The sequence below is a fragment of the Verrucosispora sp. WMMD1129 genome (genome assembly GCF_029581255.1).
Classification (GTDB): domain Bacteria; phylum Actinomycetota; class Actinomycetes; order Mycobacteriales; family Micromonosporaceae; genus Micromonospora; species Micromonospora sediminimaris.
This window is the reverse complement of the sequence record NZ_CP120741.1, coordinates 3,217,194-3,233,810: the sequence shown is the minus strand read 5'-3', so window position 1 is coordinate 3,233,810 and position 16,617 is coordinate 3,217,194. Positions and strand designations below refer to the sequence as shown.

Here is a 16,617-nt window from a genome sequence, read left to right as displayed (position 1 = left end):
ATATGCAGGCGGATCGATGCTGCTGGTGGAAGGATGGAATACGTGGGAACTGCGTTGGCCGAAATGACTATGCCTCAGATCTCGCCGCTTGCCGGCGAGCCGATCGAACGCGCCGACGCCGAGCGGCTGGCGGGGGTCCTCAAGGCCCTTGCCGACCCCGCTCGGCTGCGGCTGCTCAGCCTGATCCAGTCGGCACCCGAGGGAGAAGCGTGCGTGTGTGACCTCACCGCGCCGCTCGGTCTCTCCCAGCCGACGGTCAGCCACCACCTCCGAATCCTCACCGAGGCCGGGTTGCTGGAGCGGGAGAAGCGCGGTGTGTGGGCCTACTACCGGTTGGTCCCGACCGCGATCGCCACGATCGCCGACCTACTGACCCCGCCGCGTAAGCGGGCCACCAAAAAGGCTCGCTGAACCGGAACCCGCTTGGTGGCGGCCCAGCTGGGCCGCCACCAAGCGGCGGTCGTCAGTGGACGCGCGGCGTCTCGTACGTCTCCTCGGTGAGGTCCCGGGCGGCCCGGCGCAGCCGGCGACGCTCGGCGATGATCATTGCCGTGACCACGGCGACTCCGATCAGGAACAGCGCCACAATGGACGGAACGTGGTCGCCCGGGGCGTACAGGGCACGGTCTTCGGACTGCCATGGCCACAGCGCGCGCAGGCTACCCAGGATGACGCCGGCCATCACCGCCAAAGTCATCCGGCGGTGCTGCTCAAGCAGCCACTGGAGCAGCTTGACGAAGAGCGCCAAGCCGATGACCATGCCGGTGGCGAAGATCGCCAGATAGCCGAAGTCGCGGTCGTTGACGGCGCTGATGGTGGGCTCGTACAGGCCGACGGTGAGCAGCAGGAACGACCCGGAGACCCCGGGCAGCACCAGGGCGCAGACCGCGACCGCCGCCGCGACCAGTACGACCAGCGGATGCGGCTCGATGGTGGCCTGTGGCAGGCCGGTCAGTACGAACGCCGCCACCGCGGCGACGATCAGAGCGAGCACCTCCAGCCCTCGCCACGGCTTGCCGACCATTGAGATCGGCACCAGCACCGAGGCGAGGACCAGCCCGAGAAAGAGTCCTCGGGTCTGCTCCGGATGGTCGACCAGAAGCGGTTCGAGTAGCTTCGCCGCGATCAGCAGGCCGGGCAGCATGCCGATCAGCAGCGGGATCACCACCTCCCAGTGCACCTGCCGTAGCTGGTGCCCCGCCCGCGTCCACCCACGCCCGCGCGGCACGTCGGTCACCGCGTACCGCACCGTGTTCACCAGATGCCCGGCGGACGCGATGACCCGCTCGTACACGCCGGTCACCAGCGCGATCGTCCCGCCGCTGACCCCTGGCACGGCCTCGGCCACACCGATGGCCGCGCCGCGCAGGACATGGCCTACCCGTTCGCCCAATGCCATGAAGATTCCGTTCCGTGAATCGCTCGATCACTGGCCCCGTGTGGCGTCCGCCACGGTCAATCAGGCTACCGGGGCCCGCGTCACCCGCCCGACCAGGTCAGAGCCGCCGGTCGACCGGCTCCGATTCGCAGGCCAGGATCGCGACGAACAACTCGTGGCCAGCGGGAGGTGGGGAAAGGGCGGTGCCCCGCCGAGGGTGGTCGGCGGGGCACCGGTGGTGCTGTCGTCCGGGCGGGCTACGCCGTGAAGTGGGTACGGCGGCGGCGGGCCAGCACGAAGCCGGCCACACCGGCGGCGAGCAGCACGCCGCCGACGCCCGCGATCAGCACGGTGTTGGCGCCGGTGATCGGCAGCTCGCCGCCGTCACCGCCGCCGTCGCCACCCTGGCCGCCGCTCGGGTTGACGACGAGCTTGGCGACGTCGTTCGCCGGCTTCAAGTCGGCGTAGAAGCCACCGTCGCACTGGCAGGCGACGTTGACCTTGACCTCGCCGGTGGCGTTCGGCACGACCTTGTCGATCCGGAGCCCGAACTCCATGGTCTCCGCGTCACCGGCCTTGATGAACCAGCTGGTGTAGCAGCGGTACAGACTGGCACCCGGCTCGCCCGGCTCGCCCCACTCGTTCTCGCCGCGGACCGGGGAGCAGTTGTCGGGCACCTTGACCGCGCTGGTGCCGTTCGGAATTTCGACCTGCATGTTGGTGACCGAGGATCCGGAGCGGCCGTAGTCCAGGGTGGCCGGGCCGTTGTTGCGGAAGCCGACGGTGGCGACGACCTCGTCGCCCTTCGCGCCGGAGACCTCGTCGCCGACCGCCTCAAGGTCGGTGCTGTTCTTGCCGGTGACCGTCACCCCGAGGCTCGACCAGTTGTTGTCCGGCTGGGTGTCGGCCTGGAAGGTACGCGCTGCGATGCTCGGACCGGCCTCGTCCAGCAGCAGTTCGCCGCCGGTGCCCGGCTTGCCGATGGTGGCCCCGCGGCTCTTCACGTACGCCTCGTAGTCCTCGAACTCGGCAGGAGTCAGCCACAGGATCTCGCCGTAGTCGAAGCCCGGCGCGAACGCGTCCTTGGCGATCCGGTACGGCAGAGTGGCGACGTAGCTGGTACGCGGCTCCAGCGAGCGGTCGAAGTGGCAGGTACGCAGCCAACTTCCCTCGTACGTGCAGTTGGCGTACTGCTTGTCGGCCTGGATCCCGTAGTCGTTGTAGAAGACGGCGACGGCGCCCTTGGCGACCGTCTCGCCCGGGTTGCCGACCCGCAGCGGCACGGTGAACGACGAGCCCGGCTTGCCGGAGTGCTCCGTCTCGGGGCCGGCGGCCAGATCGACGCCCTCGCCGATCCGCACCCGCGCCTCGTGGGTCACGGCCGTGTAGCCGGTGGCACCGAGGCTCACCTTGACGGTGCCCTCGTCGCCGTCCTTGGCGTCCTTGGTGGGTGCGATGACCACCGAGTAGAGGCCACCGAAACCGCCCTCGTAAAGCTCGACCTCGAACGGGTCCGTGCAGACGAGGACGTTCGGTTCGGGCGTCGAGCAGTAGTCGGCGTCGTACTCCGGCGTCACGGTCGCCTTGCCCGCGAGCCCGGTGAAGTCGTAGCGCACGGTGAGGTCGTGTACCACCACCGTGGAGGAAGCGAACAGGATCGGGCTGTCGATCTTGCCGGGGGAGCCGGCGGCGATGGTGGTGTCGCCGAAGTAGACGCCCAGCGAGATCTCGGACTCCTCGGCCGAGGCGGGAGTGGCAGGGGTGGCGACGGCCGCGATCAGCGCGCCGGCCACGCCCAACCCGGCCAGCCGGCGCCGGGTGGAGTGGGTGAGCATGAAGGGGGGTCCTCCCGTGAGGGGTGCAGGTGAAGCCCCCGGATGCTAAGGAATCTCTAAGGTTCCCGCTGTCCGCATCGACTGTCCCGGGCGAGGTCTGACCGAAAGGTTGATCAGCGGTAGTCGTCCTCGTCGGCACCGACCACGCGGGCCTGTTCCATGGCGTCCCAGTCGTCGACCTCCAGGCCGCGATGCGGCTCGACGTCGACCTGGCTCGGGTCGACCACGGCGGCCTGCTCGACAGCGTCGGCCGGCTCGGCCTCCAGGTCGCGCTCCTCCGGGCTCAGGTGGTCGCCGGGGGCGAAGTCCTCGTCGGGCTGGCCCATTCGATGCCTCCGGGATGTCGGCGGTCTGGTACCCACCCACCGTACGGGGTGTGCCGGCGGCACGCTGGGAACCACCGAGCCACCGAGCCGTACGCCGGTGCCGAGCCGCCGAGAGTACGCCGTCGTCGCAGCCGAGTCGGCCGAATCGGCCCACCGGTGACTCTCGCCGGTGCCAGGATGGTGCCGTGGGCTTCCTCATCCGACTGGCGGCGACCGCCATCGCACTGTGGATCACCACGCTGATCGTGCCCGGTGTCGAGGTGACCGGGCGGACCGGTTACGACACGGCGTTCACCCTGCTCATCGTGGCGCTGATCTTCGGCCTGGTCAACGCGGTGCTCAAGCCGGTCATCAAGGTGGTGGGCTGCGTCTTCTACCTGCTGACCCTCGGCCTGTTCGCGCTTGTGGTCAACGCCCTGTTGTTCCTGCTGACCGACCGGATCGCCCGGGCGCTCGAACTGCCGTTTCAGGTGGACGGCTTCTGGGCGGCCTTCTGGGGGGCCATCGTGATGGCGGTGGTCACCTGGCTGATCAGCGTCGTCGTACCGGATCCAGCGGACCGGCGGTGAACCGGCCCGGTTGTGCCGGTCCGGTGCCGCTACGGGATACTGCCCGCGGAGGACAGCGCGGTCCGGCGCAGCACGGTAGGACTGGCGGCCGCACGGCCGGCCCCCAAGGTAGAAGAGGCGGCCGCACGGCCGGGCCCCTACGGAGAACAGCGGCCGTACGGCCGACAGCGGCAAGTAAGGAGCGTTCGACATGCCCATCGCTTCCCCCGAGGCTTACGCCGAGATGCTGGACCGCGCCAAGGCCGGCCGGTACGCGTACCCGGCGATCAACGTGACGTCCTCGCAGACGCTGAACGCGGCGCTCAAGGGCTTCGCCGACGCGGAGAGCGACGGCATCATCCAGGTCTCCACCGGTGGCGCGGAGTACCTTTCCGGCCCCTCGGTCAAGGACATGGTCACCGGTGCGGTGGCGTTCGCCGCGTACGCGCACGAGGTGGCCAAGAAGTACCCGGTCAACATCGCCCTGCACACCGACCACTGCCCGAAGGACAAGCTGGACAAGTTCGTCCGGCCGCTGATGGCCATCTCCCAGGAGCGGGTGAAGGCGGGCCAGGAGCCGCTGTACCAGTCGCACATGTGGGACGGTTCGGCCGTGCCGGTGGCGGAGAACCTGGAGATCGCGGCCCAGCTGCTCGACGAGGCGGCCAAGGGCAAGATCGTCCTGGAGATCGAGGTCGGCGTCGTCGGCGGCGAGGAGGACGGCGTCGAGAACGCCATCAACGACAAGCTCTACACCACCGTCGAGGACGGCCTGGCCATGGTCGAGGCGCTCGGCCTGGGCGAGAAGGGCCGCTACATGGCGGCGCTGACCTTCGGCAACGTGCACGGCGTCTACAAGCCGGGCAACGTCAAGCTCCGCCCGGAGATCCTCAACCAGATCCAGGAGGCGGTCGGCGCCAAGTACGGCAAGGACAAGCCGCTCAGCCTGGTCTTCCACGGCGGCTCCGGGTCGCTGCTCTCGGAGATCCGCGAGGCGCTCGACTACGGCGTGGTGAAGATGAACATCGACACCGACACCCAGTACGCCTTCACGCGTCCGGCGGCGGACCACATGCTCCGCAACTACGACGGCGTGCTCAAGGTCGACGGCGAGGTCGGCAACAAGAAGATGTACGACCCGCGGGTGTGGGGCAAGGCCGCCGAGGCGGGCATGGCCACCCGCGTGGCGGAGGCCTGCGAGCACCTGCGCTCCACCGGCACCACGATGACCAAGTGACGAACTGACGTCGCCCGGACGGCGGCCGACCCCGACTCGGGGCCGGCCGCCGTGCCGTTGTTGCACCCGCACGAGCGTCCGTCCTCACCTCGTCAGCAGGCGCGCGGCCTCGTGGACGTCGTCGGTCAGGTGCACCGTGTTCGAGAGGTCACCGAAGGGGGAGGCGGCCAGCAGCGGTCGCAGCAAGGACTCGACCGGCAGCTCCGTCGTCCAGTACGCGCGATCCAGGAAGACGTACGCGCCACTGGCTCCGTCGGTGCCGTAGTAGGTCTTGGTGGCCGCCTGGAACACCTCCTGCACGGTGCCTGCCCGGCCGGGGGCGAAGACGATGCCACCCCGGGCCAGCCGCAGGATGGTGTCCTCCCGGATGGCGTTGGAGAAGTACTTGGCGATCCGGCCCGCGAACAGGTTCGCCGGCTCGTGCCCGTACAGCCAGGTCGGCACGGCGAGGCCGCCGCAGCCCGCCCAGTCCAGATCACCGGTGGTCAGCGCGGCCGAGTCCGCCTGATAGGCGGTCATCGGCTCGGTGCCGTTCAGCGGCGGCGTGACCGACCGGCCGAAGAGTTCCCGTACCCGCAGCGCCGCCGCCGTGTAGCGGTCGTGGTCGGTGTAGTCCGGCGCGGTGGCGAGCAGGTCGATGGCCGCATTGAGGTCCTCCGCCGGCCGGGTCGACAGGTACGCACCCAGGTTGGCCGCCTCCATCACGCCCGGCCCCCCACCGGTGACCACCAACCGGTGTGCCCGTGCGAGCTCCCGGCCGAGCACCGCGGCCATCCGGTACGGCTCACTGCCGCGGCGGACCGCGTGTCCGCCCATCACCCCGACCACCGACTGCGGCCCGTGGGTGGTCAGCCAGGCACGGGTGGCGTCGGCGAGCGCGTTGTCCACCCCGTGGTCGTGCAGCCGCTGGCCGAGCGCCTCCCGGACATCGGGTAACGCGCCACCGTGCGCGCGGAAGTGCGCGTACACCCGGGTGTCGTACATCGCCGCGAAGCCGCCCTCGGCGAAGCCGGCGGCGAGTTCCTCCGGGGTGTAGAGGTGGGACGGCTGGGTCGGGTACGGCAGCCCGGAGAACGGCGGCACCACGTTCGCGCCCCGCCGGACCAGGTCGGCTCCGACCTGCCGGGAGGCGAAGCGGCAGCCGACGAAGAGCGTGCCGGCCACCTCGACCCCGGCCAGGTCGGGGACCGGCTCCAGGTCCAGCCGGAGGCCCTGCACGGTGAGCCCGACCAGGCTGCCGGTGGCCAGGCGCCGGTCGAACTCCGCCCGGGTCTGGATCTCGTCCGTCCAGGTGTGCGGCTCGATGACGTCCGCGGGAGGTGGAGTCGGCATCGGGTCATCCTGCCGGGCCGGCGCAACGCCGTGAACGTGACCCCGGGACGACCCGCTGACGAGACGGGAGCCCGGCGGCCTGGCCGGGCTCCCGCACTTCCGGTTCCTGGGGAGGCTCCGGATCCATAGTTGTAGTGGATCCGATCCGACGGCGGCATGGGCCGCAGGCGTGACCGACCTCTCGGCCGTTCAGCCGACCGGCTGACCGGACCCCCTCGCGGGCCGCCGTGCGAAGCGGGTTGAATGGGGCGATGCAGAACCTCCTACCTGAGCCGCCCGCCACGCTCCTGCCCGCGCACGTCGAGGCCGACTCCGCGCTGGCCGCGGCCGAGCAGGCCGGCAGTGACGAGGCGTTCGCCGAGGTGGCGGCCCGGTACCCGACGCACAGCGCGGCGTGGGCGGCGCTCGCCGCCCGGGCGTTCGCGCAGGGCCAGGTCGTGCCGGCGTACGCGTACGCCCGTACCGGCTACCACCGGGGTCTGGACCAGCTGCGACGCAGCGGCTGGAAGGGGCACGGGCCGGTGCCGTGGTCGCACGAGCCGAACCGTGGCTTCCTGCGCTGCCTCTACGTGCTGTCCCGGGCTGCCGACGCGATCGCCGAGGCGGACGAGGCGGCCCGCTGCGCCCAGTTCCTCCGCGACTGCGATCCGGCCGCCGCCGACGCGCTGGCCAGCAACTGACCCGGTGCGCTGTCGCCGGCCCGGGTACGCCCGGGTCGGCAGCGCGTCGACAGCAACTTACAGGCCCTCGGCCACCGAGGCGGCGATCTTGAGCCAGGCGTCCCGAGTGGCCGTCGAGAGCTGCGCGTATCGCAGCGGTTCGCCGGTGTCGATGAGTCGCTCGTACGGGGCCAGCAGCACCGCCCGGGTACGGGCGGCGAAATGTTCCTGGATGGCGGGCAGGTCGATCTCCTTGCGGGACGGTGGCATGGAGACCACGGTGACCGCCTGCCGGACCAGCCGTTGCCGCCCGCTCTGTTCCAGGTGGTCGAGCATCCGGGCGGCTGTCTCGGCGGAGTCGTTCCGGGCGGACATGGTGACCACCAGCTGGTCGGTGGCATCCATGGCGGCCTGCCAGTTCTGCGCCCGGACGTTGTTCCCGGTGTCCACGAAGATCAACTTGTAGAACCGGCTGACCACCTCGCGGATCTCGCCAAAGGCGGAAGCGGTGAGCATTTCACCGCCGGTGGCCGACTCGTCGGAGGCGAGCACGTCGAACATCCCCTCCCCCTGCGAGCGGACGTACTGGGACAGGTCGCCGACCCGACCCTGCGCGCCGTGGAACTGGCCGAGATCCCGCAGCAGGTCCCGCACCGTACGCGAATGGAAATCCTGCTGGGCCCGCATGCCGAGGGTGCCCTGGGTCTCGTTGTTGTCCCAGGCCAGCACGTATCCACCGCGATTCTGACCAAAGGTCATCGCGAGCAGCAGGATGGCGACGGTCTTGCCGGCGCCGCCCTTCGGGTTGACCACGGTGACCTGCCGCAGCCCGCCGAAGTTGCGGCGCACCATCTCGATGTCCCGCTTGCGTTCCAGCTCGTGCCGCCCCGGCGGGAGCTTCACCAGGCCCGTCTTGTTGACCACGGCGCGGAGCCCGGTCGTCGCGACCGGGTCGGCGGGACGCACCTGCCGACGGCGGGCGAAGTCCTCGGCGGTGGGCGCGGCACCGACCTCCGGGTTCCAGGCCGGCTCCGAGTACGCCGACGGCACCCGCGATGCGGTGTTCGTCTGCGGGTAGGGCTGCTGGGGTGCCGGCGGTGCCATCGGCGGCGTCCCACCCTGCTGCCAGGGCGCGGGGCTCCACGCCGGCTGCGGCGGAAACGGACCGGGTGGCGCCGGCGCGTACGACGGCGGGGTCAGCGGCTCGGGAGGCGGCAGCGCGTCGGGCCCGACGTCCGCCGGTTGCGGACCGGAGGGCGGCGGCGCGGCCGGCACACCGGCATCGGAGGGCACACCGGCATCGGAGGGCACCGGCGGCAGGGGAGCACCGGGTTGCGGCACCGGGGCGCTGCCGTGCTGGGCGGTCGGCGGCGCGACGAAAGGGTACGGGCCGGGTTGCTGAGGCGTCGCCGGCAGCGGCTGCGGAATCGGTGGCAGCGGCTGGGCCGGTCCGGCCCAGGTGGGGCGGGGCGCGCCGGCAGAGGTCTCGGCGGACGCGACCGACTCGGATCCGGACCGCTGTGGTGGATGTGCCCACGGCGATTCCGTCTGCGGTCGGCCTACCGGCTCCGCTTGCGGTCGGGCCACTTGCGGAGCCGCGTCGTCGTCGACACGGGTGTCGGCCACGGTCATCGCGTCGTCTGACGGATCCTGGGCACCCGATTCGGTCGGCCCACCGTCGCGGGTGGGTGTGACGGCAGTGGGTCGGTCCAGGGTGAAGGGCAGGTCCAGGTCGACCTGGCCGGGCCCGGGTTGCGGTGCCGGCTCCCAGCCGGTGGCGGTCGGCGCGCCGTTTGTCAACGACGGATAGTCCGCAGGTGAGGGAGGTGCACCGGGTGCGTGCGTCGGCCGTCCGGACACGTGCTGCGGCCCCGCCGTCGTGGGCGGATAGGCCGGTCCCGCGACCTGGGGCGGATAGGCCGGTCCGGCGACCTGGGGCGGATCGGTCGGTTGCGCGACCGGAGGCCGGCTGGTCGGTTGTGCGGGCGACGGCTGCCCGGGCGGAGGCGGCACGGTGGGCGGCACCGGCGGCGGGGCACCCCACGTGGGTGCGCCGAAGCCGTCGATCTGCTCCGGCGGCCAGAGTGGTTCGATGTCCCGTTCCGGCATGCCATGCTGGCCGGGCACGTGCACCCGGTCGGCGTTGTCGTCCACCACGGTGTCCTCCCCATTCCTCCTGACGAGGATAGGCCCAGCGGCCGACCCCGGCCTCCGCTGCGCCGGCCGGGTCAGGTCAGGCCGTCCAGACCGCCCAGGCACCCGGCTCGGTCCACCAGGACCGCTTGCGCGTCAGCTGCCCCGCCACGCCATCGTCCAGGTACGGCAGCGCCGCATCGTCCCGGGGCAGCACCGACGCGGCCCGGCCCCGGGCCCGCCGGACCTCCAGGCGTACCCGGCGGCGACCCCACCGCGACCGGGTGACCACCGGTACGGCCACCGCCACCTCCACCAGCCCGTCGGTCGGGTCGGGCCCGGCCAGCAGCGCCACGTCGTCGAGCCGGGCGTAGCCGCCCGCGTTGCCGATCGCGCAGGCGAGCAGCGGTTCTTCGCCGTTCGACAGCACGGTGTCGTCCACCTCCACCCGGCCGCGCCAGGGCAGTGGGGTGCCATCCTCACCGGCGGCACCGAGCAGTGCGCCGTCCAACGTCACCGAGCCACCGTCATGCCGCAGCAGGTCGAGCCGGCGCGGCGAACCGTCCAGCACCGCGGCAGCCACCGCCGCCGGATCGCGGGCCAACCCGAGCTGCGCGGCGAGGTCGCGGTGCGTGGTGCTGCGCGCCGGGTCGAGCGGCAGTATGCCGACCGCTGGCAGATCCGGCACGGTCCGGTTGCCGGCCAGGTCGGTCGGGCGGCGACTCGGCGGCGGCGCGTACCGCCGGACCATGCGGCGGAGCACGGCGCGCAACTGTGCGTCACCGGCCACCGCGACCACGAGCCGCGTCTTGGCATCGCCATCCGGCCAGGTGAGGCCGTCCGCTCGCGGTGGCCCGTCCAGTCGGGCCAATACTTCGTCGATCTCCGCGTCCGAGCGGGCGGTCACCGTCTCGACCCGGGCACCTCGGGCCGTCAACGCATCGGAGCAGGTCAGCACCGGTACGCGCGGCGTCTCGCAGCGTTCCTCGCGACCCTCGGCGGCGTCGGTGCCACCGCCGCAGCAGGCTCCGCCGCTGCCGCACCCGGCTCCTGGAGCGTCCCGCTCCGAGCCCAGGGTGAGCAGCACCACGTCGTACACGGGTAGCTCCTCCTGCTGTCCCCGACGCGACCCCTGCCGGTCGTGCCGTCACTACTTGTTAGCCTGACACCCCGGGCTCGCTGACCGGTCGCCATCTGGCACCCGAGCCTTCTGGAGGCGAGAAGATGCCAGCGATCGTGCTCCTCGGCGCCCAGTGGGGCGACGAGGGCAAGGGCAAGGTTACCGACCAGCTGGGTGAGCGGGTCGACTACGTCGTCCGCTTCTCGGGCGGCAACAACGCCGGTCACACGGTGATCACCCCGGACGGGCAGAAGTACGCGCTGCACCTGATGCCGTCGGGTGCGCTCTCCCCGAACGCCGTGATCGTCATCGGCAACGGCGTGGTGGTCGATCCGAAGGTGCTGCTCAGCGAGATCGACGGCTTGGCCGAGCGGGGCGTGGACGTGTCCCGGCTGCGGATCTCCGGCGACGCGCACCTGATCATGCCGCACCACCGGGCGCTGGACCGAGTGGTCGAGCGATACCTGGGCAGCTCGCGGATCGGCACCACCGGCCGGGGCATCGGGCCCGCGTACGGCGACAAGGTGGCCCGGATGGGCATCCGGGTGCAGGACCTGCTCGACCCGGGCATCCTGCGCAAGAAGCTGGAACTCGCGTTGCGCGAGAAGAACCAGGTGCTGTTCAAGGTCTACAACCGCAAGGCGATCGACGTCGACGGCACCATCGAGGAATACCTCGAGTACGCGGAGCGGCTGCGGCCGTACATCGCGGAGACCCGGGCGATGCTCTGGGACGCGCTGGACCGTGGGGACACCGTCCTGTTGGAGGGTGCCCAGGCCACCATGCTCGACATGGACCACGGCACGTACCCCTTCGTCACCTCGTCGAACCCGACGGCTGGTGGGGCGTGCGTGGGCACCGGCATCCCGCCGACTGCGATCACGAAGGTGATCGCGGTGAGCAAGGCGTACACCACGCGGGTCGGTTCCGGACCGTTCCCGACCGAGCTGTTCGACGACAACGGTCAGCACCTGCGGAAGGTCGGCCACGAGTACGGCACCACCACCGGTCGGGAACGTCGGTGCGGCTGGTTCGACGCGGTCGTCGCCCGGTACGCCTGCCGCCTCAACGGCGTCACCGACCTGGTGATCACCAAGCTGGACGTGCTCACCGGCCTGCCCACGGTTCCGATCTGCGTCGGCTACGAGATCAACGGCAAGCGGGTCGACGACATGCCGATGACCCAGACCGACTTCCACCACGCCGTGCCGATCTACGAGGAGCACCCCGGCTGGTGGGAAGACATCACCAAGGCGCGTACGGAGGATGACCTCCCTGAGAACGCCCGCCGCTACATCGCCCGCATCGAGGAACTCACCGGAACCCGGGTGAGCGTCGTAGGCGTAGGCCCCGGCCGCGAAGAAAACGTAACCCGCCACCCCCTCCTCCCCTAAACCCCCACCCCCACCCCCACCCACCCCCGCGTACCCCCGCGTTGATCAAGAAGTTTTGGTCTGGGATCGAGCGCTGGCCCGACGCAAACTTCTTGATCAACGCGGCGAAGGGGTTCGTTGTCCACAGGGTTGTCCACAGGGGCTGCGGGGGTTGGGCGGCGGTGGACAGGGTGGGTGGGTGGAGGCGTTCGAGGTATTGACACGAGTAGCTGCCGAGCAGGGTGGTGTGGTGACGGCGACGCAGGCGTTGGCCGCCGGCTACACCCGTGACCAGATCCGACATCTGGTCAGGTCGGGGCGCTGGACGAGGGTGGCTCGCGGGCGGTTCCTGCCCGACCCCGCGCTGGACGTGCTCCGCCACCGTCGGGCGCGGATCGGCGCCGCCGTGGACAGCCTGGGGCCGGGGGCGGTGGCAGTCCTCGACACGGCTGTCGAGCTGCACGGCGTCGCCGGACTCCGAGCCACCTCCACAATCCACGTGTCGGTACCGCCGGACAGCCCTCGTCCGCAGCGTCGGAACGATCCCGATCTCGTGGTGCACCAACTCACGCTGGGGTCGGCCGATGTGGGCGTGGTCGCCGGGATCCCGGTCACCAGTGCCGTGCGAACCGTTGCCGACGTCATCCTCCGGGTGGGCCGCTACCCAGCGGTCTGCGTACTGGACTCGGCACTCAACCGGAAACTTGTCAGCGAGGCTGACTTTGCGGCTATCCCGGCGCTCATCGCTGGCCGGCGGGGAGCAAGGGTGGCGCGGCAATGCCTGGCCGAGGCGGATGGCCGTGCGCAGTCCCCGCTGGAGACCCGCACCCGTCTGAGGTGCGTCGACGGGGGCGTCCCGCCCGATGTTCTTCAGTTGGAGGTGCGCGATGACGACGGGTACCTGCTCGGCATCGGCGATCTGGGCTGGCGTCGATCCAGGGTGATCGCCGAGGCGGACGGTGCGGCTCCGCATCGCACACCACAGGCGGTCTACGAGGACCGGATCAGGCAGAACCGCCTCACCAACGCCGGCTGGAGGATCCTCCGGTTCACCTGGCCCGACACCCTCCGCCCGGACTACATACCCGAGACGGTGCGCCGCGCCTTGGATAGATGACCAAGAGCGTTTGGTCGCGCGCACGCCAGATCCGAGACGAAAACTTCTTGATCGACGGGGCCGGTGGGGGTGGCCGGTGGGGTGGGTAGGATTACTCGGCGTGCGGGTTCTTCTTCTTGGTGGCGGTGGGCGGGAGCATGCGCTCGCGCTGAGGTTGGCCGATGATCCGTCCGTCGAGGCGCTGTTCGCGGCACCCGGTAACCCGGGGATCGCGGCGGTGGCGGAGTTGCGGGCCGTCGATCCGGTCGATCCGGTGGCGGTGGCGGGGCTCGCCGTCGAGGTGAGCGCGGACCTGGTCGTGATCGGGCCGGAGGCGCCGCTGGTCGCCGGGGTGGCCGACGCGGTCCGGGCCAAGGGCATCGCGGTCTTCGGGCCGTCGGCCGAGGCGGCCCGGCTGGAGGGCTCCAAGACCTTCGCCAAAGAGGTGATGACCGCCGCAGGTGTCCCTACCGCACGGGCGTACACCTGCACCGACGAGGCGAGCACGGCCGCCGCCCTGGACCGGTTCGACCCACCGTACGTGGTCAAGAACGACGGGCTCGCCGCCGGTAAGGGCGTGGTGGTCACCGACGACCGCGCCGTTGCCGAGGCGCACGCGCGTGAGTGCGGCCGGGTGGTGATCGAGGAGTACCTCTCCGGTCCCGAGGTGTCGCTGTTCGTGGTGACCGACGGCGAGACGGCGGTGCCGCTGCTGCCGGCACAGGACTTCAAGCGGGTCGGTGACGACGACAGCGGCCCGAACACCGGCGGCATGGGGGCGTACGCGCCGCTTTCGTGGGCGCCGGCCGACCTCGTGGACGACGTCATGCGGGATGTGGTGCACCCGACGCTTACCGAGATGCGTCGCCGGGGCACGCCCTTCGCCGGCCTGCTCTACGTCGGGTTGGCGATCACCGCCGATGGCCCCCGGGTGATCGAGTTCAACGCCCGCTTCGGTGACCCCGAGACCCAGGTGGTGCTGGCGCTGCTGGAGACGCCGCTGGGTGGGCTGCTGCACGCCGCCGCCAGCGGTTCGCTGGCCGACCATCCGCCGCTGCGCTGGCGTGCCGGCGCCGCGGTGACGGTGGTGGTCGCGGCCGAGGGCTATCCGGCGGGACCGCGTACCGGCGATGTCATCACCGGCGGAGAACAGCCCGGTGTGATCCACGCGGGCACCGCCCGCCGGGCCACCGACGGCGCCCTGCTCTCCGCCGGCGGTCGGGTCCTTTGTGGTACGGCCACCGGCCCGGACCTGGCTGCCGCCCGTGATGCCGCTTACCAGGTGGTACGCGGCGTCACGCTCTCCGGCTCGCACTACCGCCGGGACATCGCCGCCGCCGCGGTCGACGGACGGATCGCCCTACCAGGGTGACCGGCGGCTCGGTCGATCGGTCGCTGCGCGCGTAGTTGTCTGTCGTGGCCGCACGAGGCCATGGTCGGCGCTCCTGCCGTCCCTTTCGTGCCGCTTCACCACCAATCGACCTGGTGGCCGTGCTGTGCGCCATAGGGGGCGCATGCCGACATTGACTTGTATGCCTCTCGGGGCGACCGACCCGCCCCGGTCGTTGTTACTGTCTGCCCAGGTCGAGAAGGGACACTGCGGCGCCGTCTTCTCGGTGCTGATGGTGCTCGTCCCCGCATTGTCGTGAGGCGTCCCGCCGGTCGGTGAAAACCGCCGGACGACACTGCAACTCGACGCACCGGTGGTGGCGTTTCTTACCGGTGAGGGAGGTGGGATGGACGCCGACGAGTTCGAGACATTCGTACGCAACTCCGCACCGGCGCTACGTCGGTACGCACGCGCCGTCACCGCCGACCCGGACCAGGCCGAGGAACTCCTCCAGCAGACCTACGTGCGGATGGCCACCGCATGGCATCGCCTCGTGGCCGAGGGCGGACCACTGACGTACGCGAAGCTCACCATGGTGCGCCTGCACGTGAGTCGGCTGCGGACGATCGTCCGGCGGGCCCGGTCGACCCCGGCCGCTCCGCCGTCGGCGGCTACCGACGAGGTCGACAGACTGCGTCGGCTGCTCGCCGGGCTTTCTCCGTTGCAGCGAGTCGTACTGGTCATGACCTATCTGGACGACCTGGACGACGAGTCCATCGCGGCGGCGATCGGGCGTCGACCGGCGACCGTCCGCTCGCTGCGCCATCGCGCCCTGCTGCGGGCAGGGCTGCCGATCGCCCGGGTACGCGCGGAACGCGAGGTGGCGGGATGACCGATGTCCGGGACGCGCTCCGCGAGATCTGGAGCAGCGATCCCGGGCCGCCCGCCCGGGATCCATTGCCGGCGGTGCGGGCCCGCCTGCGTCGTCGCCGCAAGCTTCGGGCCGCCGCCGCCGCGCTCGCCTCGTGCGCGGTCGTCGGAACGGCGGTGTTCATGGCCGCGACCACACGACACGACGAGCCCTCCGTGGCCGGGCCGTCTGCCAGCCCGGCCGTGCCCGAGTTGCGGGGCCTGCCGTCCTATCTGCGGCCCGTCGATGCCACGGACGCGGTGCTGCGGATGGCTCGGCCGGAGGTGGTGCCGACCGGCAACCGGTCGGCGTACGAGGGGGCCGGGCCGGTGTCCCGGGTGGTGGTGGTGTTCGACTTCGAGGCGCCGCGTGGCCTGCCCGGCACGCCACGCGAGGTGACCGTCCCGACCCGCGCCGAGGTGCTGGCCACGGATGAGCCGGCGACGTCCACGGCGTACCTGTCCGCGTGGGCGCCGGACGGGCGCTGCTGGTTCATCGCCGTGACGGCGGCGGATGCCGAGGTCCGGTCGTCGACGCTGGACGCCCTCATCGAGGCCAATCTCGGTTGAGGTCGTCGTCCCGACCCTGACCGGTCAGGCCGGCGGGATCAGCCGATCGGCCACCGTGAGGCGTTGACATCCCGTGTCACGATCATCGTGCCGGTGGCTGGCCAGGACCCATCGGAACGGGGAGGAGGACGCGGTGACCGGATTTCTCGGCGCGGCGCTCAGCTTTCCCACAGTGCTGTTCAGCTTCCTCCTGGTGGTGGTCGTCGGCTACTGGCTGCTGGTGCTGACCGGTGTGCTGGATCTCGGCGACGACCTCGACGTCGACGGCGTACCCGGCACCGTACTGGCCGGTCTCGGCCTGGGCGGCGTGCCCAGTGCCGTCATCTTCTCCCTGCTCGTGGCGGTGGCCTGGTTCGTCAGCCTCGCCGGCACCGCCCTGCTCGACGGCCTCGGGCTCGGCTCCGGCACCCGGATCGCCGTCTCGGTCGGTGTGCTGCTGGCCGCCGCGGCCTGCGCGTGGCTGGTGACCCGCCTGATCGCGGTGCCGTTGAGCCGACTCTTTCCCACCGAGACAGACGCCACCCGGCACTCCTTCGTCGGTCGCCTCTGCGTCGTTCGCACCGGTACGGTCACCGCCGACTTCGGTCAGGCCGAGGTGACCGCGGCCGACGGTTCGTCGGCGGTGGTGCAGATCCGGCAACCGGGCGACGAGCGGATGACGGCCGGCAGCTCCGCGTTGATCTACGACTACGACACCGACGGCGAGTTCTTCTGGGTGATGCCCGCCGGACCCGCCTTCGACCCGATGAGACACGTTCCCGAATAGCCCAC

At 71.1% G+C, this 16,617-nt stretch carries 16 protein-coding genes; 10 read left to right on the top strand and 6 right to left on the bottom strand.

Annotated elements, in window-relative coordinates:
* The first annotated feature begins 33 nt into the window (after positions 1-33).
* Positions 34-411 carry a metalloregulator ArsR/SmtB family transcription factor gene (locus O7624_RS15030; RefSeq protein ID WP_007073957.1) on the top strand — a complete coding sequence of 126 codons (378 nt, stop codon included), beginning with the start codon at positions 34-36 and terminating at the stop codon, positions 409-411.
* A gap of 52 nt (positions 412-463) precedes the next feature.
* Here the strand turns inward: O7624_RS15030 and O7624_RS15025 are convergent, their stop codons facing one another.
* From O7624_RS15025 to O7624_RS15015, 3 genes are all read right to left on the bottom strand, one after another.
* Positions 464-1,399, bottom strand: a complete 936-nt coding sequence (locus O7624_RS15025) for a DUF368 domain-containing protein (RefSeq protein ID WP_170863412.1) — start codon at positions 1,397-1,399, stop codon at positions 464-466.
* Positions 1,400-1,635: 236 nt separating this feature from the next.
* On the bottom strand, positions 1,636-3,213 hold the full coding sequence (locus tag O7624_RS15020) for an LPXTG cell wall anchor domain-containing protein (protein ID WP_282240454.1): 1,578 nt from the start codon (positions 3,211-3,213) through the stop codon (positions 1,636-1,638).
* 113 nt (positions 3,214-3,326) lie between these two features.
* Positions 3,327-3,539 (bottom strand): hypothetical protein, encoded by a 213-nt coding sequence (locus tag O7624_RS15015; protein WP_093403775.1) that lies wholly within the window; start codon positions 3,537-3,539, stop codon positions 3,327-3,329.
* Between the two features lie 185 nt (positions 3,540-3,724).
* On the opposite strand from O7624_RS15015, the gene O7624_RS15010 reads away from it, so the two are divergent.
* The gene (locus O7624_RS15010; RefSeq protein ID WP_282240453.1) at positions 3,725-4,108 is read left to right on the top strand and encodes a phage holin family protein; all 384 of its coding nucleotides are present in this window, start codon (positions 3,725-3,727) and stop codon (positions 4,106-4,108) included.
* Positions 4,109-4,298: 190 nt separating this feature from the next.
* Positions 4,299-5,324, top strand: coding sequence for a class II fructose-bisphosphate aldolase (fbaA, locus tag O7624_RS15005; protein ID WP_093403777.1), 1,026 nt, complete (start codon positions 4,299-4,301; stop codon positions 5,322-5,324).
* A gap of 84 nt (positions 5,325-5,408) precedes the next feature.
* Here the strand turns inward: fbaA and O7624_RS15000 are convergent, their stop codons facing one another.
* On the bottom strand, positions 5,409-6,656 hold the full coding sequence (locus O7624_RS15000) for a hypothetical protein (protein ID WP_282240452.1): 1,248 nt from the start codon (positions 6,654-6,656) through the stop codon (positions 5,409-5,411).
* Between the two features lie 251 nt (positions 6,657-6,907).
* Here O7624_RS15000 and O7624_RS14995 point away from each other — a divergent pair, with 251 nt between their 5' ends.
* A complete protein-coding gene (locus O7624_RS14995) occupies positions 6,908-7,336 on the top strand; it encodes a DUF3151 domain-containing protein (RefSeq protein WP_093403779.1) in 429 nt (142 codons plus the stop codon).
* A 57-nt stretch (positions 7,337-7,393) separates the two neighbouring features.
* Here the strand turns inward: O7624_RS14995 and O7624_RS14990 are convergent, their stop codons facing one another.
* Both O7624_RS14990 and O7624_RS14985 read right to left on the bottom strand, forming a co-directional pair.
* Positions 7,394-9,472: a chromosome partitioning protein gene (locus O7624_RS14990; protein ID WP_282240451.1), complete on the bottom strand. Its 2,079-nt coding sequence runs from the start codon at positions 9,470-9,472 to the stop codon at positions 7,394-7,396.
* A gap of 76 nt (positions 9,473-9,548) precedes the next feature.
* Positions 9,549-10,547: a hypothetical protein gene (locus O7624_RS14985; RefSeq protein ID WP_282240450.1), complete on the bottom strand. Its 999-nt coding sequence runs from the start codon at positions 10,545-10,547 to the stop codon at positions 9,549-9,551.
* Positions 10,548-10,672: 125 nt separating this feature from the next.
* On the opposite strand from O7624_RS14985, the gene O7624_RS14980 reads away from it, so the two are divergent.
* The 6 genes from O7624_RS14980 to O7624_RS14955 all read left to right on the top strand — a co-directional run bounded on the left by O7624_RS14980 (position 10,673) and on the right by O7624_RS14955 (position 16,612).
* Positions 10,673-11,962 carry an adenylosuccinate synthase gene (locus O7624_RS14980; RefSeq protein WP_282240449.1) on the top strand — a complete coding sequence of 430 codons (1,290 nt, stop codon included), beginning with the start codon at positions 10,673-10,675 and terminating at the stop codon, positions 11,960-11,962.
* A 178-nt stretch (positions 11,963-12,140) separates the two neighbouring features.
* Entirely contained in the window at positions 12,141-13,058 is a 918-nt protein-coding gene (locus tag O7624_RS14975; RefSeq protein WP_282240448.1) for a type IV toxin-antitoxin system AbiEi family antitoxin domain-containing protein, read from the top strand.
* Positions 13,059-13,158: 100 nt separating this feature from the next.
* The gene (gene purD / locus O7624_RS14970; RefSeq protein ID WP_282240447.1) at positions 13,159-14,409 is read left to right on the top strand and encodes a phosphoribosylamine--glycine ligase; all 1,251 of its coding nucleotides are present in this window, start codon (positions 13,159-13,161) and stop codon (positions 14,407-14,409) included.
* 364 nt (positions 14,410-14,773) lie between these two features.
* A complete protein-coding gene (locus O7624_RS14965; RefSeq protein WP_282240446.1) occupies positions 14,774-15,259 on the top strand; it encodes an RNA polymerase sigma factor in 486 nt (161 codons plus the stop codon).
* A complete protein-coding gene (locus tag O7624_RS14960) occupies positions 15,256-15,846 on the top strand; it encodes a hypothetical protein (protein ID WP_282240445.1) in 591 nt (196 codons plus the stop codon). Before O7624_RS14965 ends, O7624_RS14960 begins: the two co-directional genes overlap by 4 nt.
* Positions 15,847-15,979: 133 nt before the next feature.
* Complete coding sequence (locus O7624_RS14955; RefSeq protein WP_282240444.1) at positions 15,980-16,612, top strand: hypothetical protein; 633 nt, start codon at positions 15,980-15,982, stop codon at positions 16,610-16,612.
* The last annotated feature ends 5 nt before the right edge of the window (positions 16,613-16,617 follow it).